This window comes from Geodermatophilus poikilotrophus (genome assembly GCF_900111455.1).
Taxonomy (GTDB): Bacteria; Actinomycetota; Actinomycetes; order Mycobacteriales; family Geodermatophilaceae; genus Geodermatophilus; species Geodermatophilus poikilotrophus.
Genome location: NZ_FOIE01000002.1, coordinates 101,674 through 127,688, shown reverse-complemented (window position 1 = coordinate 127,688; position 26,015 = coordinate 101,674). Strand labels below are relative to the sequence as shown.

The window sequence follows — 26,015 nt, the reverse complement described above, 5'->3', positions numbered from 1 at the left end:
CATGCCCAAGCGCAGCGACATCCACCACGTGATGGTGATCGGCTCCGGGCCGATCCTCATCGGCCAGGCCGCCGAGTTCGACTACTCCGGCACGCAGGCCTGCCGGGTGCTCAAGGCCGAGGGGCTGCGGGTCAGCCTGGTCAACAGCAACCCGGCGACGATCATGACCGACCCGGAGATCGCCGACGCCACCTACGTCGAGCCGCTGACGCCGGAGTTCGTCGAGAAGGTCATCGCCAAGGAGCGGCCCGACGCGCTGCTGGCCACCCTCGGCGGGCAGACCGCGCTCAACATCGCCATCGGCCTGTACGAGAACGGCGTGCTGGACGAGTACGGCGTCCGGCTGATCGGCGCCGACGTCGACGCGATCAACCGCGGCGAGGACCGGCAGATGTTCAAGGACATCGTGCGGTCCATCGGCGCCGACGCCCCCCGGTCCCGGGTCTGCGCCAGCGTCGAGGAGGCGCTGGAGACCGCCGCCGAGGTCGGCTACCCGGTGGTCATCCGGCCGAGCTTCACCATGGGCGGCCTGGGCTCGGGCTTCGCCACCGACGAGGCGTCGCTGCGCCGCATGGCCTCCCACGGCCTGGCCGACTCGCCGGTGCACACCGTCCTCATCGAGGAGTCGGTGCTCGGCTGGAAGGAGTACGAGCTCGAGCTGATGCGCGACCGCAGCGACAACGTGGTCGTCATCTGCTCGATCGAGAACGTCGACGCGATGGGCGTGCACACCGGCGACTCGGTCACCGTCGCCCCGGCGATGACCCTCACCGACCGCGAGTACCAGCGGATGCGCGACGTCGGCATCGCGGTCCTGCGCGAGGTCGGCGTGGACACCGGCGGCTGCAACATCCAGTTCGCCGTCAACCCGGCCGACGGCCGGCTGGTCGTCATCGAGATGAACCCGCGGGTGTCCCGCTCGAGCGCGCTGGCGTCCAAGGCCACCGGCTTCCCGATCGCCAAGATCGCCGCCAAGCTGGCCATCGGCTACACCCTCGACGAGATCACCAACGACATCACCGGCGTCACCCCGGCCGCCTTCGAGCCGACGCTGGACTACGTCGTCGTCAAGATCCCGCGGTTCGCGTTCGAGAAGTTCCCCGGCGCCGACCCGCGGCTGACCACGACGATGAAGAGCGTCGGCGAGGTCATGTCAATGGGCCGCAACTTCCCCGAGGCGCTGGGCAAGGCGATGCGGTCCACCGAGACCAAGGTCGCGGGCTTCTGGACCGGTCCGGACGACGAGCGCTCCGCGGAGGAGCTGCTCGAGGCGCTGCGCACCCCCGTCGACGGGCGGCTCTACGTGGCCGAGGCCGCGCTGCGGGCCGGGGCCACCGTCGAGCAGGTCGCCGAGGCCAGCGGCTTCGACCCGTGGTTCGTCGACCAGATCGCGCTGGTCGGCGAGGTCGGCGCCGAGGTCCGCGACGCGCCGTCCCTCACCGGGGAGCTGCTGCGCCGGGCCAAGCGGCACGGCCTCTCCGACCGGCAGATCGCCGCGCTGCGCCCCGAGCTGGCCGGGGAGGACGGCGTCCGGACGCTGCGCCTTCGGCTGGGTGTGCGGCCGGTCTACAAGACCGTCGACACCTGCGCCGCGGAGTTCGCCGCCCGCACGCCGTACCACTACTCCTCCTACGACGAGGAGACCGAGGTCGAGCCGCGGGAGAAGCCGGCCGTGCTGATCCTGGGCTCGGGACCCAACCGGATCGGGCAGGGCATCGAGTTCGACTACTCCTGCGTGCACGCCGTCATGGCGCTGCAGGACGCCGGCTACGAGGCCGTGATGGTCAACTGCAACCCCGAGACCGTCTCCACCGACTACGACACCGCCGACCGGCTGTACTTCGAGCCGCTGACCTTCGAGGACGTCCTCGAGGTGGTCGAGGCCGAGCGGGCCGCCGGCCCGGTGGCCGGGGTCATCTGCACCCTCGGCGGGCAGACGCCGCTGGGCCTCGCGCAGCGGCTCAAGGACGCCGGGGTACCCGTGCTCGGCACCGCTCCGGAGGCGATCGACGCCGCCGAGCACCGCGGCTCGTTCTCCCGGGTGCTGGCCGACACCGGGCTGCCCGCGCCCGCCCACGGCACGGCGACCACCTTCGCCGAGGCACGGGAGATCGCCGCGCGCATCGGCTACCCGGTGCTCGTCCGGCCCTCCTACGTGCTCGGCGGCCGCGGCATGGAGATCGTCTACGACGACGCCACGCTCGAGGCCTACATCGCCAAGGCCACCGACGTCAGCCCCGAGCACCCGGTGCTGGTGGACCGGTTCCTGGAGGACGCCGTCGAGATCGACGTCGACGCCCTCTTCGACGGCTCCGAGCTCTACCTCGGCGGGGTCATGGAGCACATCGAGGAGGCCGGCATCCACTCCGGCGACTCGGCCTGCGCGCTGCCGCCGATCACGCTGGGGAGCGCCGACCTGGTGCGCATCCGCGCGGCCACGGAGAAGCTGGCGGCGCGCATCGGCGTCCGCGGCCTGGTCAACGTCCAGTACGCGATCAAGGACGACATCCTCCACGTCATCGAGGCCAACCCGCGGGCCAGCCGCACGGTGCCGTTCGTCTCCAAGGCGACCGCGGTGCAGCTGGCCAAGGCCGCGGCGCGGATCGCGGTGGGCGAGTCGATCGCCGAGCTGCGCGCCGCCGGGGTGCTGCCGGCGTCCGGTGACGGCGCCGACCTGCCCGAGGACGCGCCGATCGCGGTCAAGGAGGCGGTGCTCCCGTTCCACCGGTTCCGCACCGTCGACGGGCAGAACGTCGACACCGTGCTCGGCCCAGAGATGAAGTCCACCGGCGAGGTCATGGGCCTGGACACCGGCTTCGGGACGGCGTTCGCGAAGTCGCAGGCCGCGACCTACGGCGCGCTGCCCACCGAGGGCACGGTGTTCGTCTCGCTCGCCAACCGGGACAAGCGCTCGGCGATCTTCCCGGTCAAGCGGCTGGCCGACCTGGGCTTCCGGGTGCTGGCCACCACCGGCACCGCCCAGGTGCTGCGGCGCAACGGGGTGACCTGCGAGGTCGTCGGCAAGTACAGCGACGGGCCCGGCAACGTCGTCGAGCGGATCACGGCCGGGGACGTCGACATCGTCGTCAACACGCCGTTCGGCGCGCCCGGCAACAGCGGGCCGCGACTGGACGGCTACGAGATCCGGACGGCTGCGGTGAGCCAGGGCGTCCCGTGCATCACCACGGTGCAGGGGCTGGCCGCCGTGGTGCAGGCCGTCGAGGCGCTGCGCCGCGGGGACGTCGGGGTGCGCAGCCTGCAGGAGGTCCACGCGGCGCTCGCCGACGCGCAGGCCCGCCCGTGAGCACGGTGGCCGCCGTGCGGGAGGAGCTGGTCGCCCGCGGGCTGGTCGACGGGCTGCCCGAGGCGTTCCTCGCCGGGGTCACCCGCTTCGCGCGGCCGCCGCACCCGGAACTCGACGCGCTCGCCGCGGCGGCCCGCGCGCTGGCCGGGCGCCTCGCCGCCGGCCGGACCGGCGAGGGCGACCTGCCGCTGCTCACCCGCGTCCTGTTCCTCGCCGGGCACGCCGGGGTGCTGGCCGACGCCGGGGTGCCGACGCCGGCCTACGACGTCCTCGGCTCCTACCGCGACAACCTCGCCACGCCGCTGGGGCCGCGGCTGGCCGAGCGGCCGCGGGCCGGGGACCGCCGCTGGCGGGTGCTCGGCCGGGACGTCGGCTTCCCGATCGGCGTTCCCGCCTGCGTGCTCAACGGCGGCGAGGAGTGGGTCCGCCACTTCGCGCGCAACGGCTACAGCGTGCTGACCTACAAGACCGTCCGCAGCCGCGCGCACGAGCCCAACGCCCAGCCGAACTGGGTGTTCGCGGCGCGGCAGGCGCAGAGCCTGCCGCCGGGCGCGGCCGCCGAGGTCACCGCCGACCCGTGGGACTGGGTGGCGCCCGGCTCGCCGGACGTCAGCACGGTCAACTCCTTCGGCGTCCCCTCCCTGGCGCCCGAGGAGTGGATGGCCGACCTGCAGCGGTCCCTCGCCGCGGTCGACGACGACCAGCTGCTGCTGGTCAGCGTGATGGGGGAGGGCGACGGGACCGGCCTGGTCGACGACTTCGCCGCCACCGCGCGGCTGGCGCAGGAGGCCGGGGCGACCGTCGTCGAGCTCAACCTGTCCTGCCCCAACACGCTGAGCGCGTCGACCGCCGCCCGCGTGAAGCCGCCGCTGTGCCTGGACGCCGACGCGACCGTCGCCGTGGTCGAGGGCGTGCGCCGCGCGCTGGACGACCGGACCGGGCTGGTGGCCAAGCTGTCCTGGCTCGACGGGCCGCGGCTGGAGGCGCTGGTGCCGAGGCTGGCGCCGCTCGTCGACGGCGTCGCGGGCATCAACACCCTGCAGAGCCGGGTCCGCCGGAGCGACGGCCGGCCCACCTTCCCCGGCCGCGAGCTCGCCGGGCTCTCCGGGGCCGCGGTGCGCGACTCCGCGCTGGACTTCACCCGCCGGCTGGTCGCCCTGCGCGACGCCGGCGGCCGGCACTTCGACGTCCTGGCGATGGGCGGGGTCACCGACCCGGCGTCCTTCGCCGCGCTGTTCGCCCTCGGCGCGGACGCCGTGCAGTCGGCGTCCGGGGCCTTCGCCGACCCGTTCCTGGCCCGGGACTGCGTCGCCGCGCTGGGGGAGACGCTGCCGCGCGCGCTGCAGCCGGCCCGGTGAGCGCTCCCTTCGGCCACCGGCTCGCCGACGCCGTCGCCGCCCGCGGGCCGCTGTGCGTGGGCATCGACCCGCACGCCCCGCTGCTGCAGCGCTGGGGGCTGCCCGACGACCCCGAGGGCCTGGCCCGGTTCACCGACACCGTGGTCGAGGCGCTCGCCGGCACCGTCGCCGTCCTCAAGCCGCAGCTGGCGTTCTACGAACGGCACGGCTCGCGGGGCCTGGCCGTGCTGGAAGACGGTGTCGCCCGCGCCCGCGCCGCCGGTGCCCTGGTGCTGCTCGATGCCAAGCGCGGCGACATCGGCTCGACCATGGATGCCTACGCCGACGTGCTGCGCCCCGACCACCCCCTCGCCGCCGACGCCCTGACCGTCAGCCCCTACCTCGGTCCGGGCTCGCTGCAGCCGGCCGTCGACACCGCCCGGCAACACGGCGGCGGCCTGTTCGTGCTGGCGCGCACGTCCAACCCGGACGCCGGCGTGCTGCAGCACGCGGTGGTGGACGGGCGGTCGGTCGCCCAGGTCGTCGTCGACACCGTGCGCGGCTGGAACACGCCGGACTGGGTCGTCGGCGACCCGCTGCCCGACCTCGGCGCCGTGCAGGACGTGGCCAGCCGGTTCGGGCCGGCGACCGGGTCCTTCGGCGTCGTCGTCGGGGCCACGCTGCGCGAGCTGGACGTGGACCTCACCGGCCTCGGCGGCCCGGTGCTCGCCCCCGGGCTCGGCGCGCAGGGCGGCTCGGCGGCCGACCTGCGCCGGCTGTTCGGCGGCGACACCGCCGTCGTCCCCACCGTGTCCCGCGACGTGCTCGCCGCCGGCCCCGACCTGGCCGGGCTGCGCGCGGCCGCGGAGCGCTGGGCCGCGGAGCTCGCCGAGTGAGGCGCGCGGCGCCCTGGCTGCTGGCCGCCGTGGGGGGCTGGTTGCTCGGCCGGCGGGGGAGGGCGGCCTCCGCCTGACCGGCCGGGGCCGCCGCTCACCAGCGCGTTTCCCGAGGTCTCCGGCGTGTCGCTCCGGCGTGTCGGGGCAGGCCCGGCCGGCGGGATCTCCGTACCGGATCGCGCTGGACCCGTTCCTGAACTGCGGGGATGACCGTGGGTGAACGCGGGTGGCAGCACAGCGTGACGGCCAGCTCACGGAAAGCGCGAAACCCGGGGTTCGGACCCCCGTGACCTGCGCATATAGCGAGAGCTAGGTTGGCGAGCAGGCTCAGCAGCGAGTCCTGCCCCCGACACAGCCAGAGCCCCGCCGGCCGACTCGATGGCCGGCGACGACAGATTGGGTCGCACCATGCCCCTCCCTGACCTGTCCCCCGAACAGCGTGCCGCGGCTCTCGAGAAGGCGGCGGCCGCCCGCAAGGCCCGGGCCGAGCTGCGCGAGCGGCTCAAGAGCAAGGGCGCCACGGTCGGCGACGTCCTGCGCCAGGGCGAGACCGACGAGGTGATCGGCAAGATGCGCGTCTCCGCGGTCCTCGAGTCCCTGCCCGGCGTCGGCAAGGCGCGGGCTGCGAAGATCATGGAGCGGCTCGAGATCTCCCCGACCCGCCGGGTGCGCGGTCTGGGTGCCAACCAGCGCCGGGCCCTCGAGACGGAGTTCGGCGGCGAGAAGGTCGCCGCCGAGCAGGTCTCCGTCGAGAGCTGACCCGCAGGACCAGGCACCCGGAGGTCGAGGACGACGACGCGTGGCACCTGCTGCCGTGGAACACCCCCCGGCGCGGCTGACCGTGCTCTCCGGCCCCTCGGGGGTCGGCAAGGGCACGGTCGTGGCGGAGGTCCGGCGCCGGCACCCCGAGGTCTGGGTGTCGGTGTCGGCCACCACCCGCCGGCGCCGGCCCGGTGAGGTCGACGGGGTGCACTACCACTTCGTCAGCGACGCCGAGTTCGACCGGCTGGTCGCCGAGGACGGCCTGCTCGAGTGGGCCGAGTACGCCGGCCACCGCTACGGCACGCCGGCCGCCCCGGTGCGCGAGCGTCTCGCCGCCGGCGCGCCGGCGCTGCTGGAGATCGAGCTGCAGGGCGCCCGGCAGGTCCGGGCCCGCGAGGCCGACGCCCAGCTGGTGTTCCTGGCCCCGCCGTCCTGGGCCGAGCTGGAGAGCCGGCTGGCCGGCCGGGGGTCCGAGCCGCCGGCGGTCCAGGAGCAGCGGCTGAGGATCGCGCAGGCCGAGCTGGACGCCGCCGGGGAGTTCGACGTGGTGGTCGTCAACGACGACGTCGCCCGGGCCGCCGACGAGTTGGTAGGATGGCTGACTGCGCCGTCGCCCAGGTCCCTCCGGAGCAGCGGCGCACCCGAGTGACGGGGTCCGGCACCGCCGCCCGTCACTCCCGCCGATGAGCTGAGGAGCACGCCCGCCCGTGTCCGGAGTCGCACCCGCCCCCGAGGGCATCACCAACCCGCCGATCGACGAGCTGCTCGAGCGCACCAGCAGCAAGTACGGCCTGGTGATCTTCGCCGCCAAGCGCGCGCGCCAGATCAACGCCTACTACAGCCAGCTCTCCGAGGGCCTGCTGGAGTACGTCGGCCCGCTGGTCGACACCGCCCCGCAGGAGAAGCCGCTCTCGATCGCCCTGCGCGAGATCAACGAGGGTCTGCTGACCCACACCGCCGGCGAGAACTGACGAAGGACCTCGTCCTCCCACCCCTCGCAGGCTCGGGGTGGGACCCTGGACGAGGCCACCCAGAACGGTGAGAACGCACCCGGCAGTCGCTGCCGGGTGCGTTCTCGTGTCGGGAGGATGACCGCATGAGCCGGATCGTGCTGGGCGTCGCCGGGGGCGTCGCCGCGTACAAGGCCGCCCTGCTGGTGCGCGCGTTCACCGAGTCCGGGCACGACGTCCGCGTCGTCCCCACGCCGGCCGCACTGCACTTCGTCGGGGCGGCCACGTGGGAGGCGCTGTCGGGCAACCCCGTGACGACCGACGTCTGGTCCGACGTCGACGAGGTGGCGCACGTCCGCATCGGGCAGACCGCCGACCTCGTCGTCGTCGCCCCGGCCACCGCCGACCTGCTCGCGCGGGCCGCCGCCGGCCGTGCCGACGACCTGCTCACCGCGAGCCTGCTCACCGCGCACTGCCCGGTGGTGTTCGCCCCGGCCATGCACACCGAGATGTGGCTGCACCCGGCCACCCGGGACAACGTCGCCACGCTGCGCCGCCGCGGCGCGATCGTGCTGCCCCCCGCCGTCGGCCGGCTCACCGGCCCCGACTCCGGCCCGGGCCGGCTGCCCGAGCCGGCCGACATCGCCGCGCTGGCCTCGGTCGTGCTCACCGCGGGCCCGGCGGCGCTCGCCCCCGACCTGGCCGGTCGGCGCGTCGTCGTCAGCGCCGGGGGCACCCGCGAGCCGCTGGACCCGGTCCGCTACCTGGGCAACCGCTCGTCCGGGAAGCAGGGCTGGGCGCTGGCCCGCGTCGCCGCGGCCCGCGGCGCCGAGGTCGTGCTCGTCGCGGCCAACGTCGAGCTGGCGGCGCCCTTCGGCGTCCGCGTCGTCGGGGTCGGCACGGCCGAGGAGCTGCGGACCGCGGTGCTGGCCGAGTCGGCGGAGGCCGACGTCGTGGTCATGGCCGCCGCGGTCGCCGACTTCCGGCCGGCGTCCGTCGCCGCGGCCAAGCTGAAGAAGGGCAGCGCCGCCGAGCCCGACGCGGTGCCGCTGGTGCGCAACCCCGACGTCCTCGCCGAGCTGGTCACCAAGCGCCCCGCCGGGCAGCTGGTCGTCGGCTTCGCCGCCGAGACGGGGGACGACGACGCCGACGTCCTCACCCACGCGCGCGCCAAGCTGGCCCGCAAGGGCTGCGACCTGCTCGTGGTCAACGACGTCTCCGGGGGCCGGGTCTTCGGCCGGGCCGAGAACGCCGCCGTCGTCCTGGCCGCCGACGGAGCCGTCACCGAGCTGCCCGAGGGCAGCAAGGACGCCGTGGCCGCCGGGATCTGGGACGTCGTCGGCGCCCGGCTGGCCCGAGCCGGCACCGGCCCCGGCGCACGCCGGTAACGTGCACCCGACGAGATGCCCGCGCCCGGGCACCACCCCACCGTCACCGACCCCCAGGGAGTACCGCGTGTCACGCCGCCTCTTCACGTCCGAGTCGGTGACCGAGGGCCACCCGGACAAGATCGCCGACCAGATCAGCGACTCGATCCTCGACGCGATGCTCGCGCAGGACCCGCGCAGCCGGGTCGCGGTCGAGACCCTGATCACCACCGGGCAGGTCCACATCGCCGGTGAGGTCACCACCGCCGGTTACGTCGACATCGCCGACATCGTCCGGAAGACCGTGCTCGGCATCGGCTACGACTCCTCCCGCAAGGGCTTCGACGGCGCCTCCTGCGGGGTCAGCGTCTCCATCGGTGCCCAGTCGCCGGACATCGCCCAGGGCGTCGACACCGGCTACGAGGCACGCACCGCCGGGACGACCGACGACGAGATCGAGCGCCAGGGTGCCGGTGACCAGGGCCTGATGTTCGGCTACGCCACCGACGAGACCCCCGAGCTCATGCCGCTGCCGATCGCGCTGGCGCACCGGCTCTCCCGCCGGCTCTCCGCGGTCCGCAAGGACGGTTCGGTGCCCTACCTGCGGCCCGACGGCAAGACCCAGGTCACCGTCGTCTACGAGGACGACCGCCCGGTCGGCGTCGACACCGTCGTCGTCTCCTCGCAGCACGCCGAGGACATCTCCATCGAGCAGCTGCTCGCCCCGGACGTGCAGGAGCTGGTGGTGGAGCCCGAGCTCGCCGCGCTCGGCCTGCCCACCGACGGCTACCGGCTGCTGGTCAACCCGACCGGCAAGTTCGTCATCGGCGGCCCGATGGGCGACGCCGGGCTGACCGGCCGGAAGATCATCGTCGACACCTACGGCGGCATGGCCCGCCACGGCGGCGGCGCCTTCTCCGGCAAGGACCCGTCGAAGGTCGACCGTTCGGGCGCCTACGCCATGCGCTGGGTGGCCAAGAACGTCGTGGCCGCCGGCCTGGCCCGCCGCTGCGAGGTCCAGGTGGCCTACGCGATCGGCGCAGCCCACCCGGTCGGCCTGTTCGTCGAGACCTTCGGCACCGGCGCGGTCGCCGACGAGGTGCTGGAGAAGGCCATCAGCGCGGCCTTCGACCTGCGCCCCGGCGCGATCGTGCGCGACCTGGACCTGCTGCGCCCCATCTACGCCCCGACCGCCGCCTACGGCCACTTCGGCCGCACCGACGTCGACCTGCCGTGGGAGCGGGTCGACCGCGTCGAGGCGCTGCGCTCGGCCGCGGGGGTCTGAAGCAGGGCCCCGCTGCCCCCCGCCGCTCGCGTGCTCGCGGCGGGTCCCTGCAGCGGGGCCGGTGACGCGGCCGGCGGGTCGCTGCAGCGGGCCGGACCCCGCACCGAGGGGTGTGTGCAGGTGCGGCGCGTCCTCCCCGAGGATCGCACCGCACGTGCACGCCACCGTCCGGTCCTGTCGGACCCGGCGACGACGATGCCGGGAGACCAGCTCCCGCCGAACGGAGATCCCGCTGTCGAAGGACCCCGCCCCCCTCACCCCTCGCGAGCTCGGGGCGAGCCTCCGGGTGGGGCCGGAGCGCGTGGCCCGGGTCTTCGTCGACGTGCCCCTGGCGCACCTGGACCGGCCCTTCGACTACGCCGTCCCCGACGAGATGGCCGACGAGGTGCGGGCCGGGTGCCGGGTGCGGGTGCGCTTCGCCGGGCAGCTGGTCGACGGTTTCGTGATCGAGCTGGCCGACAGCAGCGAGCACGGCGGGAAGCTGGCGCCGCTGGCCAAGGTGGTCTCCCCGGAGCCGGTGCTCACCCCCCAGGTCGTCGCGCTGGCCCGCGCGGTGGCCGAGCGCTGGGGTGGCACGGTCACCGACGTGCTCCGGCTGGCCGTTCCGCCCCGCCGGGCCGCGGCCGAGAAGCGCCCGCCCGCCGAGCCACCGCCACCGCCCCCGCCCCCGGACCCGGCCGGCTTCGCCCGCTACCCGACCGGTCCGGCGCTGCTCACCGCCGTCGCCGAGGGCCGGCCCGCCCGCGCGGTGTGGACCGCGCTGCCCGGGGAGGACTGGCCGGCCCGGCTGGTCGAGCTGTGCCAGGCCGCGCTCTCCGGGGGGCGGGGTGCCCTGGTGGTGACGCCCGACGGCCGCGACCTCGACCGGCTGGCCGCGGCCGCCGAGGCCCGGCTGCCGCAGGGGTCGGTCGTCGTGCTGCGCGCCGACGCGGCCCCGGACGCCCGGTACCGCCGCTTCCTGGACGCCGTCCGCGGCACCGCGCGGGTGGTGCTGGGCACCCGCGCCGCCGTCTTCGCGCCGGTCGCCGACCTCGGGCTGGTCGCGGTCTGGGACGACGGCGACGACCTGCACGCCGAGCCGCGCGCGCCCTACGCCCACGCCCGCGACGTCCTGGTGCACCGGGCCCACCTCGCCTCGTGCGCGGCCGTCGTCGCGGCGACCGCGCGCACCGCGGAGGCACAGCTGCTGGTGGAGAGCGGCTGGGCGCACGAGCTGGTCGCCGACCGCGCCACCCTGCGCTCCGCCGCCCCGCGGGTGCATGCCCTGGGCGCCGACGCCGAGCTGGCCCGCGACCCCGCCGCGCGCACCGCCCGGCTGCCCAGCCTGGCCCACCGGGCCGCCCGCCAGGCCCTCGCCGACGGCGCCCCGGTGCTGGTGCAGGTGCCGCGCGCCGGGTACGCGCCCGGGCTGGCGTGCGACCGCTGCCGCGCGCCGGCCCGCTGTGCGGTCTGCTCCGGGCCGCTGGGCGTCGCCGCCGCGCCCGGCCCGGGCGGGTCGCGGGTGCCGGCCTGCCGCTGGTGCGCCCGCCCCGCGGCGACGTTCGACTGCCCGTACTGCCACCGCACGAAGCTGCGCGCCTCCGTCGTGGGCGCCGCCCGCACCGCCGAGGAGCTGGGGCGGGCCTTCGCCGGCGCCGCGGTACGGGTGTCCGGGCGCGGGTCGGGCGTGCTGCCCTCGGTGCCGGCCGGGCCGGCGCTGGTGGTCGCCACCCCGGGCGCCGAGCCGGTCGCCGAGGGTGGGTACGGCGCCGCGCTGCTGCTGGACTCCTGGGCGCTGCTCGGGCGGGCCGACCTGCGGGCAGGGGAGGAGACGCTGCGCCGCTGGATGAACGCGGCGGCTCTCGTCCGGCCCGCGTCGGCCGGTGGTCAGGTCGTCGTCGCCGCCGACGCCGCCCACCCCGTCGTCCAGGCGCTGGTGCGCTGGGACCCCGGCTGGCTGGCCGCCCGGGAGCTGGCCGACCGCCGCGAACTCGGCTTCCCGCCCGCCACCCGGATGGCCGCGCTCTCCGGGACCGCGCCGGCGCTGGCGGAGTTCCTCGCGGCCGCGCGGCTGCCGGCCGACGCCGACCTGCTCGGTCCGGTGCCGGAGCCGTCGCGCCCGGGTCAGGAGGGCGAGCGGGAGCGCTACCTGGTGCGGGTGCCGCGGGCGGAGGGGTCGGCCCTGGCGCACGCCCTGGCGGAGGTGCAGGGCGTCCGCAGCGCGAAGAAGGCCACCGAGCACGTCCGCGTGCAGCTCGATCCGCTCGACCTGGTCTGAGGCGCCGCGCGGACGCTGCGCGCCGTCGGTCGGCCGGACCGTGTGACGACCGCCGTGCCGGGGTAGCGCACCCACGTCCCCCGAGCGGCTCAGCACCGGCGCTCAGCACCCGTCCGGTGGCCGAGGAGGGCCTGTGACGTCGAGCGACCCGCCCCCCGACCCCCGCGCCAGCGCCGAGGACCCCCACCGCTCCGCGGACGACCCCGGTGACCTGCGCCGCTGGCTGCGCCGCATCGTGCTCGGTCTGGTCCTGCTGGTCGCCGTCTTGACCATCACGGTGTCGATCAGCCGGTGCGGCCCCGACGACGGGCCCAGCGGCGGGGAGCCGCAGGGGCTGCAGGTGGTGACCTCGACCTCATCCGGCTGACCCGGTTTACGTCGTAAACGAGGTCGGGTAGGTGGGCGGGGCCCCGATCCGGGGCCTGTGACGAGACGCAACCGCCCGAGCCCCAGGTGCTCGGTGGAGGTCGTCCGCGCGGACGACCTGAACCGAGGAGCACCGAGTGAGTGAGTCACGCACGCCGTCGACCGGACCCGGCCAGCAGCAGGGGGCCACGCCCGTGGGCGGTGCCACCCGCGGTGGCCGGCGCCGGCGGGGTCTGCTGTTCGGAGCGCTGCTGCTGGCCGCGCTCGTCGTCCTGGCGCTGCTGCTGAGCCAGTGCAGCGGCAGCGACCCCGAGGCGGGCTCCGACCCCGCGGCACAGACCTCGCAGAGCGCCGGGACCCCGTCCGGGCCGGCGTCCTCGAGCCCGTCGTCCGGCTCGGCCGCGCCGAGCTCGTCGGGCGCCCCCGCCGGCGGGTCCGCGGCCGGCGGCTCGGTCGAGACGGCCGACGGCCGGTCGGTGCTGGCGCTGGCCGCCGGCCCCGACGCCGGCACCGCGCTGGGCGGTCTTGCCGACCAGCCGGTGACCGCGACCGGCGCCCGGGTGCTCTCCGTCCCGGCCGACGAGGGCTTCTGGCTCGGTGCGTCGGACGCCGAGCGGGTGTGGGTGCAGCTGACCGGCGAGGCCGGCGAGTCCCCGTACCAGGTGCGCGAGGGCGACCTCGTCGACCTCGAGGGTGCCGTGGTCACGCACGACGCGGGCTTCCCCGCGGAGGTCGGCGTCGACGACGCCGAGGGCGCCCAGCAGCTGGCCGAGCAGGCTGCTCACCTCACGGTGGCCAAGTCCTCGGTGCGGCTCTCCGCCTGAGGGAGGACCCCCGTCCGCCCCACGCTCCGGAGAAGGGCCCCCTGCGCGTCACCGCTCGCGAACCTCGCGACGGGACCCGGCAGGGGGCCATCGGGCGCGGGGACGCCCTGGGAGGGGCCTCTAGGATCGACCGGTGAGCGTGACCCCCATCCGGCTGCTGGGCGACCCGGTGCTGCGCACCCCTGCCGCTCCGGTCGTGGACTTCGACCAGGAGCTGCGCCGGCTGGTCGCCGACCTCACCGACACCATGTTCGCCGCCGGCGGCGCGGGGCTGGCCGCCCCGCAGATCGGGATCGGGCTGCGGGTCTTCACCTGGTACGTCGACGGCGAGGTCGGCCACCTGGTGAACCCGGAGGTGACGCCGGTGGGGGAGGAGACCGAGGAGGGCCCGGAGGGCTGCCTGTCCATCCCCGGATACACCTTCGACTGCCGCCGGCACCTGTACGTCGCGGCCACCGGGTTCGACCTGCACGGCGAGCCGGTGCGGGTCGAGGGGTCGCACCTGCTGGCCCGCGCCGTGCAGCACGAGGTCGACCACCTCGACGGTGTGCTGTTCGTCGACCGGCTGGACGCCGAGGCCCGCGCCGCCGCGCTCGCGGCCATCGGCGAGGCCGAGTGGGCCGGCGCCGGCGCGTGGGTCCCCCGCGTGGAGGTGAGCCCCCACTGAGGCTCCTGTTCGCCGGGACGCCGGAGGTCGCCGTCCCCTCGCTGGAACTGCTGCTCGCCTCCGACCACGAGGTCGTCGCCGTCCTCACCCGGCCCGACGCCCGGTCCGGCCGCGGCCGGAAGGTGAGCCGCTCCCCGGTCGCCGAACGCGCCGACGCCGCCGGCGTCCCGGTGCTGCAGCCACGCTCCCCGCGCGAGCCGGAGTTCCTCCAGCGGCTCACCGAGCTGGCCGTGGACAGCGCGCCGGTCGTCGCCTACGGCGCCCTGGTGCCGCAGGCGGCGCTGGACCTGCCGCGGCACGGCTGGGTCAACCTGCACTTCTCGCTGCTGCCGGCCTGGCGCGGCGCCGCACCGGTGCAGCACGCGATCATGGCCGGCGACGAGGTGACCGGCGCCTCGACCTTCCGGCTGGAGGCGGGCCTGGACACCGGCCCGGTCTACGGCGTGGTCACCGAGCCGATCGCGCCGCGGGACACCGCCGGCGACCTGCTGGGCCGGCTCGCGGTCAGCGGCGCGCGCCTGCTGCTGGCCACCCTCGACGGCATCCAGGCCGGCACGCTGCAGCCGGAACCGCAGCCGGCCGAGGGGGTCAGCCTCGCACCGCGCATCGAGCCGGCCGACGCCCGCGTCGACTGGTCGCTGCCGGCCCACGTCGTCGACCGGCGGGTCCGCGGGGTCACCCCCGCGCCCGGCGGGTGGACGACGTGGCGCGGCGACCGGCTCCGGCTGGGTCCGGTCGAGCCGCTGCCCACGTCCCTCGGCCTGACGCCCGGCGAGGTCTCGGCCGGCTCCACCGGTGTGCTGGTCGGGACCGGCCGGGGCGCGGTTCGGCTCGGCGACGTGCAGCCGGCCGGCAAGCGGCTGCTGCCGGCGCCCGACTGGGCCCGCGGGGCACGGCCGGCGCCGGGCGAGCGGCTCGGCGGCGACCCCTCGTGAGTGCTCCCCGGCGCGGCAACCGGCGTCCGCCGTCCCGCCGCTCCCGGCCGGTGCTCGACGGTGCGCGGCTGACCGCCTTCGACGTCCTCGACGGTGTCTCCGGCCGCGGCGCCTACGCCAACCTGCTGCTGCCGCAGCTGCTGCGCGAGCGCGCCGCCGACCTCGGCGAGCGCGACGCCGCGTTCGCCACCCAGCTGGCCTACGGCACCCTGCGCGCCACCGGCACCCTCGACGCGGTGCTGGCTCCGCTGGTCTCGCGGCCGCTGGCCGAGCTCGACCCGCGGGTGCTCGACCTGCTGCGGTTGGGCGCCCACCAGCTGCTGGACCTGCGGGTGCCCGCGCACGCCGCCGTCGACACGACCGTGGCGCTGACCCGGGCGATCGTCGGCACCGGCGCCTCCGGGCTGGTCAACGCGGTGCTGCGCAAGGTGGCCGCGGGTGGCGACCGCGCGGCCTGGGTCGAGCGGCTCGGCGGGGACGGTGACCAGCGGCTGGCCCTGGTCACCGACCACCCGCGCTGGATCGTCGAGGCCTGGCGCGACGCGCTGGGCGACGAGGCCGAGCTCGAGCCCGCGCTGCTGGCCGACGACGCCGCGCCCGAGGTGCACCTGGTCGCCCGGCGGGTGCCCCGCGAGCAGCTCGCCGCGGAGTCCGGCGGGCAGCCCGGTCCGTGGTCGCCGTACGCCGTCCGGCTCGGGGGCGGTGACCCCGCCCGCGTCCCCTCGGTGCGCGCGGGCCGGGCCGCGGTGCAGGACGAGGGCAGCCAGCTGGCGGCCCTGCTGCTGGCCCGCGCGCCGCTCGAGGGGCCGGACGCCGCCTGGCTCGACGTCTGCGCCGGCCCCGGCGGCAAGGCCGGCCTGCTGGCCGCCGTCCGGCCGGAGGGGGTGCGGCTCACCGCGGCCGACCGAGCGCCGCACCGCGCCGAGCTCGTCCGCCAGGCGCTGCGCGACGAGGACGACGTCGAGGTGCTGGTCGCCGACGGGCGGACGCCGCCGTGGGCGCCGGGCTCCTTCGACCGCGTGCTGCTCGACGCCCCCTGCACCGGCCTGGGAGCGCTGCGCCGCCGCCCCGAGGTGCGCTGGCGGCGCACCGCGGACGACGTCCCGCCGCTGGTCGAGCTGCAGACGGCGCTGCTGGACGGCGCACTGGCCTCGGTCCGCACGGGCGGCGTGGTGGCCTACGTGACCTGCTCGCCGCACAACGACGAGACGGTCGCCGTGGTCGACGCCGCCGCCGGGCGGGACGACGTCGAGGTGCTGCCGGTCGCGCCGCTGTTCCCCGAGGTGCCGGGGCTGGCGCGTGGCGACCACGGGCAGCTGTGGCCGCACCGGCACGGCACCGACGCGATGTTCATGGCCCTGCTCCGCCGCACCCGCTGAGCGGGCCGGCGCGCGCTCAGTCGGCGGCAGTGCCCGACGAGTCCCCCTTCGCCATCGCCTTGGCCTTCGTCTTGCCCTTCCCCTCTGCCTCGGCCGTCGGGGTCGGGGTCGCACCGGGGGAGGGCGCGGCCGTGCCGCCGGAGTCGTGGTCCTCGTCGGCCTTGCCGTAGCCGTAGTCGTCGTGGTCGCTGCCGCTGCCGCTGCTCCAGCCGTCGTCCCCGTCCCCGTCCCCGTCCCCGTCGTCGTCCGGCTGCGACGAGGGTGAGGGAGTGGCGGTCGTGGCGAGCGCCTGCGGTGTCGCCGGTGCGGGGGCCGGTGCCGGTGTCGCGGGTGCCGGTGCGAGGGTGGGTGCCGGCTCCGCCTCGGCGGGCGTTCCGCTCGCCGTCGCGGGGTCCTCCGTGGCACCGGTCGGCTCCGCCGCGACGGGCGCCGGCGCGGCAGGGGCCGCGGTCGCCGGCCGGCGGAGCGGCGGAGCGGTCGCCGACACCGCGTCGGACGGCGGCTGGGCGGAGGACGGGCCGCCCGCGGGCGGCGCCGCCGTGAACGGCTCGGAGGGCGCTCCCGACCGCCGCTGCGACTGGTCCGGCGGTCTGCGCTCCGGCAGCACCGCGGCCGGTCCGTCCTCCGGTGGCGGAGGCGCTGCTGCGCCCACCTCCGGCGCCGGGTCGACCGGCTGCGTCCCGCCGTCCTCACCCTCCTCGATGGCCGGCCGGGCCGGCGCGCCCGGCGCGCCGAGCAGGGAGAACCCGGCCCAGGCCCCGGTGAGCGTGGCCGTGCCGATGGCGGCCAGCACGGCGATGGCCCCGGCGACCAGGGCCAGCCGCTCGGACCACCGCCGCCGGACCGGTCTCCTGGTCGCGGCGTAGTGCAGCAGGACCGGGCGCCGCTGCGGGTCCGAAGGCAGCCCATCGCGCCCGGGCCGGTGCCGGCCGGCGCCGGTCATCCCGTCGTCCGGTGGGGGGGCTCGTTCGGGCGCAGGCGGCGCTCGGCCCACAGCGCCGCCTGGGTGCGGTCGGTGGCGCCGATGCGCTGCAGGATGCGGGTGACGTGGGTCTTCACCGTGGCCTCGCTGATCCGCAGCCGCCGGGCGATCACCTTGTTGGGCAGGCCCTGGCGGACCAGCTCCAGCACCTCCTTCTCGCGGTCGGTGAGCAGGTCGCCCTGACCGCGGTCGCGCAGGTCGGCGAGCACGGCGGCGGTCACCATCGGGTCGACCGGTGCCCCGCCCGCGGCGATGCACCGCACCGCGTCGAGGATCGACTCGCCGTCCTGGTACTTGAGCAGGTAGCCGTCGGCGCCGGCGACCAGGGCGGGCAGCACCAGGTCGGGCTCGCCGAAGGAGGTGAGCACCAGCACCGGGGTCCGGTGGCCGCGCTCCCGCAGGACGCGGATCACCGTCACGCCGTCCCGGCCCGGCATGGACAGGTCCAGCAGCAGCACGTCGGGGTCCAGCTGCTCGACCAGCTCCAGGGCGCTGTCGCCGTCCCCGACCGCGCCGACGCACTCCAGCCCGTCGGCGGCGGCCAGCAGGCTGGAGATGCCCCGCCGCACGACGGCGTGGTCGTCGACCACCAGCACCCGGATCACCGTGCCGCTCCGGCGGGCACGGCGGTGGCCAACGGCACGGTCGCGACCAGCCGCGTGCCCTCGCCCGGGGCGCTGGACAGCGTCAGCGAGCCGCCGGCGTCCACCAGCAGCTCCCCGAGCGCCCGCAGCCCGACGTGCCCGGCCGCGGCCCGCTCGGCGAGCCGGCTCTCGTCGAATCCCTGCCCGTCGTCCTCGATCTGCATCGTGGCGACCCCCTGGTCCTGCGTGACGGCGACCTCGACCGAGGTCGCGCGGCTGTGCGTGACGACGTTGCGCAGCGCCTCCTGGGCGCAGCGGTAGAGCAGTGCGGCCGTCGACCCGGGCAGGTCCCGGGCGTCGTCGGCGTGCACGGTGACCCGGATGCCGGAGCGGGTGAGCTCCTGGGCGAGCAGCTGCAGCGCCGGGAGCAGCCCGCCGCGGAAGCCGCCCCGGGCCGGGATGAGCGCGACGAGCAGGGAACGCAGGTCCTCGACCGTCTGCCGCACCCCCTGCGCGGTCCGCTCCAGCAGCTCGGCGTCCTCGGCGTTGCGGGGTGCGCCGCGCATCTGCGCGGCGTCGATCTCGAAGGCGAGGGCGGTGAGGTCCTGGACGGTGTGGTCGTGCACCTCGCCGGCGATCCGGCGCCGCTCGGCGTCCGAGGCGTCCACGGCCGCCCGGAGCAGCGCGTCCTCCGACTGCCGGGACCGGCGCAGCTTCGAGGCCAGCCGCCAGGCCAGCGGCACCTGGAGCACCTGCAGCAGCGCCAGGGCGCCCAGCGCGGCCGGCGCGAACCGCATCCAGGTGCGCTGCGCGAGGTCGGTCACCTCGGTGTAGCTCTCGTGGAACTCGACCAGCAGCGGGGTGCCGTGCACGTCCGACACCCCGACCCAGGCCACCAGCACCCGGCCGCTGCTGCGACCGGCGACCACGCCCGGGTCCCCCGGGTCGGCCGCCAGCGAGGTCACCGAGCCGGTCCGCAGGGCGCGTCGCGCGTCGTCCGGCAGCGCGTCCGTCCGGCCGACGACGCTGCTGTCGTCGGCCCAGAGCACCTGCCCGCTGCTGGAGCGCACCCGGACGGCGACCACCGGGCCGGCCTTCACCAGCGCGTCGACGTGGGTGCGCAGGTCCGCGGTCGGGTCGGGGGGCAGGCCCGGGTCACCGTCCAGGGCCGGGGTGAGCGTGGCGGCGGTGACGCGGGCGAGGTTCTCGAACGACCGCGTGCCCTGTTCCACACCGGCCCGGCGGGCGAGCACCCCGGTGAGCAGGGCCAGCGCGAGCGTCACCGCGAGGCCGGCACAGGTGAACCAGGCAACGGAAACGGCGACCGAGGCGCCCCGTCGCGCTCGGTGTCCCGCCGTCCGCCTTCTCAGCCGGCCCACGGTGAGCACCATAGGGAGGAGCAGTTCCGTATCGGGGGTCTCGGAGCGCGGTGCGGTGTCGAGCAGACCAAGTGGGTGGGCGCGCACGGTGGACCGGCACGGACGGCGATGCCCCGGCCACCGTGCGGGACGGGAACCAGGGGCGTCCGGCCGACGACCACTGCACCGTGACCAGTCGCTGCCCGGCCGCGCGCCGGACCACCGCCGCCGTCCTGATGGGGGCCGTCCTGTTCGCCGCAGGCACGGGGACGGCGGCCGCCCACGTCCACGTGGACGCGCCCGGGGCCGTGGCCGGGACCGGGCCGGTCACGCTGGAGTTCTCCGCCGCCTCCGAGGCCGGCGCGGGCATCACCGCGATGCGCACCCGGCTGCCCGCGGGCATCGCCCCGGCCGGCGTCTCGCTGGCCTCGGGGCCGTCCGGTTGGACGCTGACCCCCACGGCCCAGGGGTTCGAGGTCGGCGGGCCCGCGCTGCCCTCCGGGGAGGATGCCGAGTACGCGGTGACCGTGGCGGGCCTGCCCGCGGGGGTGACCGAGCTGGCCTTCCCGACGGTGCAGGTCTACGCCGACGGCACCGAGGACGCCTGGATCGAGCAGGAGGTGCCCGGCGGGCCGGAGCCGGAGCTGCCGGCGCCGGTGCTCACCGTCGCCCCGGGGGTGCCGGCGCCCCAAACGCCGGCACCCGCGTCCCCGACGGTGGTGGCCGAGCCGACGGCACCCACCGCGTCGGCCCCGGCGGTCGCCGCGGCGGCCGACGAGGGCACCGGCAGCGGCCGGCTGCTGGCGGTCGCGGCCGTCGCCGGGCTCGCCGCCGTGGCCGGTGGCCTCTGGTACCGCCGCTCCGGCGCGGGACGGTGATCACCCCCGCCTAGACTCGGCGGACGTGTCCCGCAGCCCCCTGATCGCGCCCAGCCTCCTGTCGGCGGACTTCGCCCGGCTGGCCGAGGAGTCACAGCGGGTCGCCGACGCCGACTGGCTGCACTTCGACGTCATGGACGCGCACTTCGTGCCGAACCTGACCTTCGGGCTGCCGGTCATGCAGGCGGTCCGGGCGGTCAGCCCCGTGCCGCTGGACTGCCACCTGATGATCGAGGCCCCCGAGCGGTGGGCACCGGGCTACGCGGAGGCCGGCGCACGCAACGTCACGGTGCACGCCGAGGCCTGCGAGGGCGACCCGCGTGCCGTCGCCCGTGACCTGCGCGCCGCCGGGTCGCTGGCGGGCCTGGCGCTCAAGCCCGGCACCCCCCTGGAGGAGTACCTCGACGTGCTCCCGGTGTTCGACACCCTGCTCGTCATGACCGTGGAACCAGGCTTCGGCGGCCAGCGGTTCCTCGCCGAGACGCTGCCCAAGGTGCGCCGCGCGCGCGAGCTGGTCGACACCGGCCACCTCACGCTGCTGGTCGAGGTCGACGGCGGGATCAACACCGACACCATCGAGCAGGCCGCCGCGGCCGGCGCCGACGTGTTCGTCGCGGGGTCGGCCGTCTACGGCGCCGACGACCCGGCGCGCGCGATCGCGGGCCTGCGCGCCCAGGCCGCTGCGGCGCGGCAGGGGTGACCGCCTCCGCGGCCGAGCTCTCCGCCATGGCCCGGGCACGCGAGCTGGGCGCGAGCGTCCTCGGCACCACCAGCCCCAACCCCGCCGTCGGCGCGGTCGTGCTCGCCGCCGACGGGACGCCGGTGGGAGAGGGCGCGACGGCACCGCCCGGCGGCCCGCACGCGGAGGTCCGGGCGCTGGAGCAGGCCGGCGCGCGGGCCCGGGGCGGCACCGCCGTCGTCACCCTCGAGCCGTGCGCGCACACCGGCCGCACCGGGCCCTGCGCCGACGCGCTGCTCGCCGCGGGCGTCGCCCGCGTGGTGGTCGCCGTTCCCGAGCCCACGCAGCTGGCCGGGGGCGGCGCCGCGCGGCTGCGCGCCGCCGGCGTCGAGGTCGAGCTGGGCGTGGCGCAGCAGGCCGCCGAGGAGGGCGCGCTGGGCGCGTGGCTGACCGGCGTGCGCGAGGGGCGCCCGTTCGTCGTCTGGAAGGTCGCCGGCACCCTCGACGGGCGGGTCGCCGCCGCCGACGGCAGCAGCCGCTGGGTCACCGGCCCGGACGCCCGCGCCGCCGTCCACCGGCTGCGGGCCAGCTGTGACGCGGTCGTCATCGGCTCGGGGACGGCGCTGGCCGACGATCCGCAGCTGACGGTCCGGAACGCCGACGGCCGGGACGCCGCCCGTCAGCCGCTGCGCGTGGTCCTCGACCGCCGCGGCCGCCTGCCGAGGACGGCCCGGGTGCTCGACGGCGCCGCTTCCACGCTGGTCAGCACCGCCGCCTCACCGCGGGAACTGCTCGGCGAGCTGTTCGCCCGCGACGTGCGCCGGGTGCTGCTCGAGGGCGGCCCGACGCTGGCTGCCGCCTTCCTGCGCGACGGCCTGGTGGACGAGGCGGTGGTGCACCTGGCGCCCAAGCTGCTCGGCGCCGGTGCCCCCCTCGTCGGTGACCTGGGAATCACCGGGATCGGGAACGCGCTGACCCTCACGGTCACCGGCCTCACCCAGCTGGGCGGGGACGTGGAGATCCGGCTGCGGCCCAACCGGCACACTGGGGACCGGCGCGTCGCGGACCACCACGGCGCGACCGGAGGGAGTTGAGCGTGTTCACCGGCATCGTCGAGGAGATCGGCACCCTGCTGGCCCGCGAGGGGCTCGGAGAGGCGGGCGGCGAGGCGACGGCCGCCCGGCTGCGCATCCGGGCGCGCACGGCGCTGGAGGGCGTGGCCCTGGGCGACTCGATCGCCGTCAACGGCGTCTGCCTCACCGTCACCGGATCGGACGGTGAGGAGTGGACCACCGACGTCATGGCCGAGACCCTCCGCCGGAGCAGCCTGGGCGCCCTGGGCGCCGGCGACCCGGTCAACCTGGAGCGCGCCGTCACCCCGCACACCCGGCTCGGCGGGCACCTCGTCCAGGGCCACGTCGACGGCGTGGGCACCGTCCTCACCCGCACCCCCGGCGAGCACTGGGAGGTCGTGCGGGTCGGGCTGCCGCCCGGGCTGGCGCGCTACGTCGTGGAGAAGGGCTCGATCACCGTCGACGGCGTCTCGCTCACCGTCAGCGCCGTCAGCGCCGCCGACGACCCCGAGCCGTGGCTCGAGGTCAGCCTCATCCCCACCACCCTGCGGGAGACCACGCTGGGTGCCGTTCCTCCCGGGAGCCCGGTCAACCTGGAGGTCGACGTGATCGCCAAGTACGTGGAACGCCTGTTGGGAGCACGCACGTGAACGAGCCGGTGAGCTCGGGCAGGGACACCGCACCCGTGGGCACGGAGCCGACGAGCGCCAGCGAGGAGGGTTCGTGACCGCCACCATCCGCCTCGACACCGTCGAGGACGCCATCGCCGCGGTCAAGAGCGGCCGCCCGGTCGTCGTGATGGACGACGAGGACCGCGAGAACGAGGGCGACCTGATCTTCGCCTCCGAGCTGGCCACCCCCGAGCTCGTCGCGTTCATGGTCCGCTACACCTCGGGCTACATCTGCGTGGCCGTCTCCGAGGAGGACGCCGACCGGCTGGACCTGCCGCCGATGTTCCGCGTCAACCAGGACCGTCGCGGCACCGCCTACACCGTCACGGTCGACGCCCGCGAGGGCGTGACGACCGGCATCTCCGCCGCCGACCGCGCACACACCATCCGGCTGCTGGCCTCGGCGGAGACCGACTCCACCGACCTGGCCCGCCCCGGGCACATCGTGCCGCTGCGCGCCCGCGACGGCGGCGTGCTGCGCCGGCCCGGCCACACCGAGGCCGCGGTCGACCTCGCGGTGCTCGCCGGGCTGCGCCCCTCGGGGACGCTGTGCGAGGTGGTCAGCGAGAAGGACCCGGTCGGCATGGCCCGCGGCGACGAGCTGCGGGTCTTCGCCGACGAGCACGACCTGTGCCTGATCTCCATCGCCGACCTCATCGCCTACCGGAAGCGCTTCGACAAGCTCGTCGAGCGGGTGGCCGAGGCGACCGTGCCGCTGGCCCCGGGCACCTTCACCGCCGTCGGCTACCGCAGCTCCTACGACGAGCGCGAGCACGTCGCCTTCGTCTACGGCGACATCGGCGACGGCGAGGACGTGCTGGTCCGCGTGCACTCCGAGTGCCTCACCGGCGACGTGTTCGGCTCGCTGCGCTGCGACTGCGGCCCCCAGTTGCAGGCCGCGCTGGCCGCGGTGGCGCAGGAGGGCCGCGGGATCGTGCTGTACATCCGCGGGCACGAGGGCCGGGGCATCGGCCTGCTGCACAAGCTGCAGGCCTACCAGCTGCAGGACAGCGGCATCGACACCGTCGACGCCAACCTCGACCTGGGCCTGCCCGCCGACGCACGCGACTACGGCACCGGCGCGCAGATCCTCGTCGACCTGGGCGTGCACACCATGCGGTTGCTCACCAACAACCCGGCCAAGCGGGCAGGGCTGGAGGGTTACGGGCTGCGGGTGACCGGCCGGGTACCGCTGCCCAGCCACGTCACCGCGGAGAACCTCGCCTACCTGCGCACCAAGCGCGACCGGATGGGGCACCTGCTGGACATCATCGAGCCGGAGACCGAGTCCGGCCCGGCCGACGCCGCGACCGTGCCCGGCACCGACGTCCCGCTGCGCCAGACGGAGCAGCAGCTGTGAGCGTCGCGGGTGCACCGATGGGCACGGCAGCGGTCCCGCGGACGCGGCCGGCGGGCGCCGGCGAGGAGGCCAGGTGAGCGGGAAGGGCGCACCGGAGGCGCAGGCGGTCGACGCCACCGGGCTGACGATCGGCGTCGTCGCCACCACCTGGCACGCCGAGATCACCGGTGCGCTGCTGGACCGCGCGGTCGCCGCGGCGGTCGCCAGTGGGATCCCGTCGCCGACCGTCGTCCGGGTCCCGGGCGCCGTCGAGCTGCCGGTGGTCGCCCAGGCGCTGACCGAGCGGCACGACGCCGTCGTCGCCCTGGGCGTGGTCATCCGTGGTGGCACGCCGCACTTCGAGTACGTCTGCGACGCGGTCACCGCCGGGCTCACGCGGGTCGCCCTCGACGCCGGCAAGCCCGTCGGCAACGGCGTCCTCACCTGCGACACCGAGGAGCAGGCGCGCGACCGCGCCGGCCTGCCCGGCTCGGCGGAGGACAAGGGCTGGGAGGCGGCCGTGGCCGCCCTGGCCACCGCCCTCACCCTGCGCCGCCTGCGCGGGGCCGCCGGGCCCACCGGCTTCTCGATCCGACCGGCCGACGGGAGCCGCGCGTGAAGACCTTCGACCAGCTGTTCGCCGAGCTCTCGGCCAAGGTCGCCGCCGGCGACCCGGCGTCGGGAACGGTCACGGCCGTCCGCGACGGTGTCCACGCCGCGGGCAAGAAGGTCGTCGAGGAGGCCGCCGAGTCCTGGATGGCCGCCGAACACGAGGGCGCCGAGCGCACCGCCGAGGAGGTCAGCCAGCTCCTCTACCGGGTACAGGTCCTCATGCTGGCCCGCGGGCTGACCCTGGACGACGTCTACACCCACCTCTGAAGAAGGACCCTCCTGCCCCCACCGTGGAAGGACCCCGTCCCGCCCACCCCTCGCACCCTCGGGGTGAGCCTCCGGACGGAGCCAGCGGCGGGACCCTCCAGGAGGGCCGGCAGTCCACCACCGAACGAAGGAGTCCCTCCGTGCTGCGCATCGCCGTGCCCAACAAGGGGGTCCTGAGCGAGCCCGCGGCCGCCATGCTCACCGAGAGCGGTTACCGGCAGCGCCGCAGCACCAAGGACCTCGCCGTCTACGACCCCGACAGCGACACCGAGTTCTTCTACCTGCGGCCCCGCGACATCGCCGTCTACGTCGCCGCCGGCACCCTCGACGTCGGCATCACCGGCCGGGACATGCTGCTGGAGACGGCGCCGGCCGTCGGCGAGGGCGCCGCCGCGGTGGAGGTCATGCCGCTGGGCTTCGGCCGCTCCTCGTTCCGCTTCGCCGCCCCGCTGGAGTCCGCCATCGAGACCGTCCCGCAGCTGGCGGGCAAGCGGATCGCCACGGCCTACCCGGTGCTCCTGCAGCGGTACCTCGACGAGCAGCGCATCCCGGCGTCGGTCGTCAAGCTGGACGGCGCGGTCGAGACCGCCTGCCGGCTCGGTGTCGCCGACGCCGTCTGCGACGTGGTCGAGACCGGGACGACGCTGCGCGCGGCCGGGTTGCACATCATCGGTGAGCCGGTGCTCAGCAGCGAGGCCATCCTGGTCCGGCGGGCCGGGGCCGAGGAGATCCCGGCGGTGGCGCAGCTGCGCCGTCGGCTGCGCGGGGTCCTGGTCGCGCGGCAGTACGTGTTGCTCGACTACGACTGCCCCAACGACCTGCTGGAGAAGGCGACCGCGCTGACCCCGGGTCTCGAGGGGCCGACGGTCAGCCCGCTGCAGACCGAGGGCTGGTCGGCGGTGCGGGCGATGGTCGCCCAGAACGACACCAACCGGGTGATGGACGAGCTGTGGGAGCTCGGCGCCCGCGCCATCCTGGTCACCAGCATCCACGCCTGCCGGCTGTGACACTGCGGTCCTACCGGACCACACCGCGGCCAGGAACCGTGCCCCACGGCCGCTGAGCCCAGGACTCCGGTCCCTGCTCGGGGGAGCCTCCGGCCCCCCGCTCCCAGGGACCGGTACCGCGACTCGGGTCCGGCGGTGACCATCGGCGGCTGGTGGCCGCTGCCGGCCTGCCGGCCAGCCGCTCGCCGGTGTCCACGGGCCCGGACCGCCCATGACGTGCGGGAGCCCCCGTCCGC

The 26,015-nt window shown here is 76.2% G+C and carries 25 protein-coding genes; 22 read left to right on the top strand and 3 right to left on the bottom strand.

All coding sequences use genetic code 11. The annotated features are described in order from the left end of the window. Nucleotide 1 precedes the first annotated feature (1 nt). The 14 genes from carB (at nt 2) to BMW27_RS05005 (ending at nt 16,329) form a co-directional block, all read left to right on the top strand. Nucleotides 2-3,304 (top strand): carbamoyl-phosphate synthase large subunit, encoded by a 3,303-nt coding sequence (gene carB, locus BMW27_RS05070; RefSeq protein ID WP_091440197.1) that lies wholly within the window; start codon nt 2-4, stop codon nt 3,302-3,304. Further along, on the top strand, nt 3,301-4,662 hold the full coding sequence (locus tag BMW27_RS05065; RefSeq protein WP_245743315.1) for a beta/alpha barrel domain-containing protein: 1,362 nt from the start codon (nt 3,301-3,303) through the stop codon (nt 4,660-4,662). Before carB ends, BMW27_RS05065 begins: the two co-directional genes overlap by 4 nt. After that, nucleotides 4,659-5,537 (top strand): orotidine-5'-phosphate decarboxylase, encoded by an 879-nt coding sequence (pyrF, locus tag BMW27_RS05060; RefSeq protein WP_091440193.1) that lies wholly within the window; start codon nt 4,659-4,661, stop codon nt 5,535-5,537. The genes BMW27_RS05065 and pyrF overlap by 4 nt, the downstream gene beginning before the upstream one ends. A gap of 408 nt (nt 5,538-5,945) precedes the next feature. Then, the gene (gene mihF, locus BMW27_RS05055) at nt 5,946-6,296 is read left to right on the top strand and encodes an integration host factor, actinobacterial type (protein WP_091440191.1); all 351 of its coding nucleotides are present in this window, start codon (nt 5,946-5,948) and stop codon (nt 6,294-6,296) included. 40 nt (nt 6,297-6,336) lie between these two features. Further along, nucleotides 6,337-6,948 (top strand): guanylate kinase, encoded by a 612-nt coding sequence (gene gmk, locus BMW27_RS05050; protein ID WP_091440188.1) that lies wholly within the window; start codon nt 6,337-6,339, stop codon nt 6,946-6,948. Between the two features lie 58 nt (nt 6,949-7,006). After that, the gene (rpoZ, locus tag BMW27_RS05045; protein WP_012949163.1) at nt 7,007-7,270 is read left to right on the top strand and encodes a DNA-directed RNA polymerase subunit omega; all 264 of its coding nucleotides are present in this window, start codon (nt 7,007-7,009) and stop codon (nt 7,268-7,270) included. Nucleotides 7,271-7,395: 125 nt separating this feature from the next. Continuing rightward, the gene (coaBC, locus tag BMW27_RS05040; RefSeq protein ID WP_091440184.1) at nt 7,396-8,637 is read left to right on the top strand and encodes a bifunctional phosphopantothenoylcysteine decarboxylase/phosphopantothenate--cysteine ligase CoaBC; all 1,242 of its coding nucleotides are present in this window, start codon (nt 7,396-7,398) and stop codon (nt 8,635-8,637) included. Between the two features lie 67 nt (nt 8,638-8,704). Beyond that, nucleotides 8,705-9,901 (top strand): methionine adenosyltransferase, encoded by a 1,197-nt coding sequence (gene metK / locus BMW27_RS05035; RefSeq protein WP_012949161.1) that lies wholly within the window; start codon nt 8,705-8,707, stop codon nt 9,899-9,901. A gap of 301 nt (nt 9,902-10,202) precedes the next feature. Further along, entirely contained in the window at nt 10,203-12,158 is a 1,956-nt protein-coding gene (locus BMW27_RS05030; protein WP_091441408.1) for a primosomal protein N', read from the top strand. Between the two features lie 133 nt (nt 12,159-12,291). After that, the gene (locus BMW27_RS05025; RefSeq protein ID WP_091440180.1) at nt 12,292-12,525 is read left to right on the top strand and encodes a hypothetical protein; all 234 of its coding nucleotides are present in this window, start codon (nt 12,292-12,294) and stop codon (nt 12,523-12,525) included. Nucleotides 12,526-12,661: 136 nt separating this feature from the next. Continuing rightward, nucleotides 12,662-13,348, top strand: a complete 687-nt coding sequence (locus BMW27_RS05020) for a hypothetical protein (protein ID WP_091440176.1) — start codon at nt 12,662-12,664, stop codon at nt 13,346-13,348. Nucleotides 13,349-13,481: 133 nt separating this feature from the next. Further along, entirely contained in the window at nt 13,482-14,015 is a 534-nt protein-coding gene (gene def, locus BMW27_RS05015; protein WP_091440172.1) for a peptide deformylase, read from the top strand. Continuing rightward, nucleotides 13,982-14,950: a methionyl-tRNA formyltransferase gene (gene fmt / locus BMW27_RS05010; protein ID WP_245743314.1), complete on the top strand. Its 969-nt coding sequence runs from the start codon at nt 13,982-13,984 to the stop codon at nt 14,948-14,950. The genes def and fmt overlap by 34 nt, the downstream gene beginning before the upstream one ends. Continuing rightward, nucleotides 14,947-16,329, top strand: a complete 1,383-nt coding sequence (locus BMW27_RS05005) for an RsmB/NOP family class I SAM-dependent RNA methyltransferase (RefSeq protein ID WP_091440169.1) — start codon at nt 14,947-14,949, stop codon at nt 16,327-16,329. Before fmt ends, BMW27_RS05005 begins: the two co-directional genes overlap by 4 nt. Nucleotides 16,330-16,345: 16 nt before the next feature. Here BMW27_RS05005 and BMW27_RS05000 read toward each other — a convergent pair whose 3' ends face one another. The 3 genes from BMW27_RS05000 to BMW27_RS04990 are packed head-to-tail and all read right to left on the bottom strand — an operon-like array spanning nt 16,346 to nt 19,178. Continuing rightward, complete coding sequence (locus tag BMW27_RS05000; protein ID WP_091440163.1) at nt 16,346-17,272, bottom strand: hypothetical protein; 927 nt, start codon at nt 17,270-17,272, stop codon at nt 16,346-16,348. Continuing rightward, nucleotides 17,269-17,916, bottom strand: a complete 648-nt coding sequence (locus BMW27_RS04995; RefSeq protein WP_091440160.1) for a response regulator — start codon at nt 17,914-17,916, stop codon at nt 17,269-17,271. Before BMW27_RS04995 ends, BMW27_RS05000 begins: the two co-directional genes overlap by 4 nt. Next, nucleotides 17,913-19,178, bottom strand: coding sequence for a sensor histidine kinase (locus BMW27_RS04990; RefSeq protein WP_175486373.1), 1,266 nt, complete (start codon nt 19,176-19,178; stop codon nt 17,913-17,915). Before BMW27_RS04990 ends, BMW27_RS04995 begins: the two co-directional genes overlap by 4 nt. A 263-nt stretch (nt 19,179-19,441) precedes the next feature. On the opposite strand from BMW27_RS04990, the gene BMW27_RS04985 reads away from it, so the two are divergent. The 8 genes from BMW27_RS04985 to hisG all read left to right on the top strand — a co-directional run bounded on the left by BMW27_RS04985 (nt 19,442) and on the right by hisG (nt 25,779). Then, nucleotides 19,442-20,131: a DUF1775 domain-containing protein gene (locus BMW27_RS04985; protein ID WP_139206829.1), complete on the top strand. Its 690-nt coding sequence runs from the start codon at nt 19,442-19,444 to the stop codon at nt 20,129-20,131. Nucleotides 20,132-20,156: 25 nt separating this feature from the next. Further along, nucleotides 20,157-20,831, top strand: a complete 675-nt coding sequence (gene rpe / locus BMW27_RS04980; protein ID WP_091440152.1) for a ribulose-phosphate 3-epimerase — start codon at nt 20,157-20,159, stop codon at nt 20,829-20,831. Continuing rightward, nucleotides 20,828-21,904: a bifunctional diaminohydroxyphosphoribosylaminopyrimidine deaminase/5-amino-6-(5-phosphoribosylamino)uracil reductase RibD gene (gene ribD, locus BMW27_RS04975; protein WP_217638043.1), complete on the top strand. Its 1,077-nt coding sequence runs from the start codon at nt 20,828-20,830 to the stop codon at nt 21,902-21,904. Before rpe ends, ribD begins: the two co-directional genes overlap by 4 nt. 2 nt (nt 21,905-21,906) lie before the next feature. Next, complete coding sequence (locus BMW27_RS04970; protein WP_091440150.1) at nt 21,907-22,533, top strand: riboflavin synthase; 627 nt, start codon at nt 21,907-21,909, stop codon at nt 22,531-22,533. 73 nt (nt 22,534-22,606) lie between these two features. Next, nucleotides 22,607-23,914, top strand: coding sequence for a bifunctional 3,4-dihydroxy-2-butanone-4-phosphate synthase/GTP cyclohydrolase II (locus BMW27_RS04965; protein WP_091440147.1), 1,308 nt, complete (start codon nt 22,607-22,609; stop codon nt 23,912-23,914). A 73-nt stretch (nt 23,915-23,987) separates the two neighbouring features. Beyond that, complete coding sequence (ribH, locus tag BMW27_RS04960; protein WP_091440146.1) at nt 23,988-24,512, top strand: 6,7-dimethyl-8-ribityllumazine synthase; 525 nt, start codon at nt 23,988-23,990, stop codon at nt 24,510-24,512. Then, nucleotides 24,509-24,772, top strand: coding sequence for a phosphoribosyl-ATP diphosphatase (locus BMW27_RS04955; protein ID WP_091440142.1), 264 nt, complete (start codon nt 24,509-24,511; stop codon nt 24,770-24,772). The genes ribH and BMW27_RS04955 overlap by 4 nt, the downstream gene beginning before the upstream one ends. Before the next feature lie 140 nt (nt 24,773-24,912). Continuing rightward, the gene (hisG, locus tag BMW27_RS04950; RefSeq protein WP_091440139.1) at nt 24,913-25,779 is read left to right on the top strand and encodes an ATP phosphoribosyltransferase; all 867 of its coding nucleotides are present in this window, start codon (nt 24,913-24,915) and stop codon (nt 25,777-25,779) included. Nucleotides 25,780-26,015 lie beyond the last annotated feature (236 nt).

Excerpts from the sequence above, each read along its gene's own strand:
- carB (WP_091440197.1), top strand. The coding sequence starts at position 2 with ATGCCCAAGCGCAGCGACATCCACCACGTGATGGTGATCGGCTCCGGG.
- mihF (WP_091440191.1), top strand. The coding sequence starts at position 5,946 with ATGCCCCTCCCTGACCTGTCCCCCGAACAGCGTGCCGCGGCTCTCGAG.
- coaBC (WP_091440184.1), top strand. The coding sequence starts at position 7,396 with ATGAGCCGGATCGTGCTGGGCGTCGCCGGGGGCGTCGCCGCGTACAAG.
- BMW27_RS05000 (WP_091440163.1), bottom strand. The coding sequence starts at position 17,272 with ATGACCGGCGCCGGCCGGCACCGGCCCGGGCGCGATGGGCTGCCTTCG.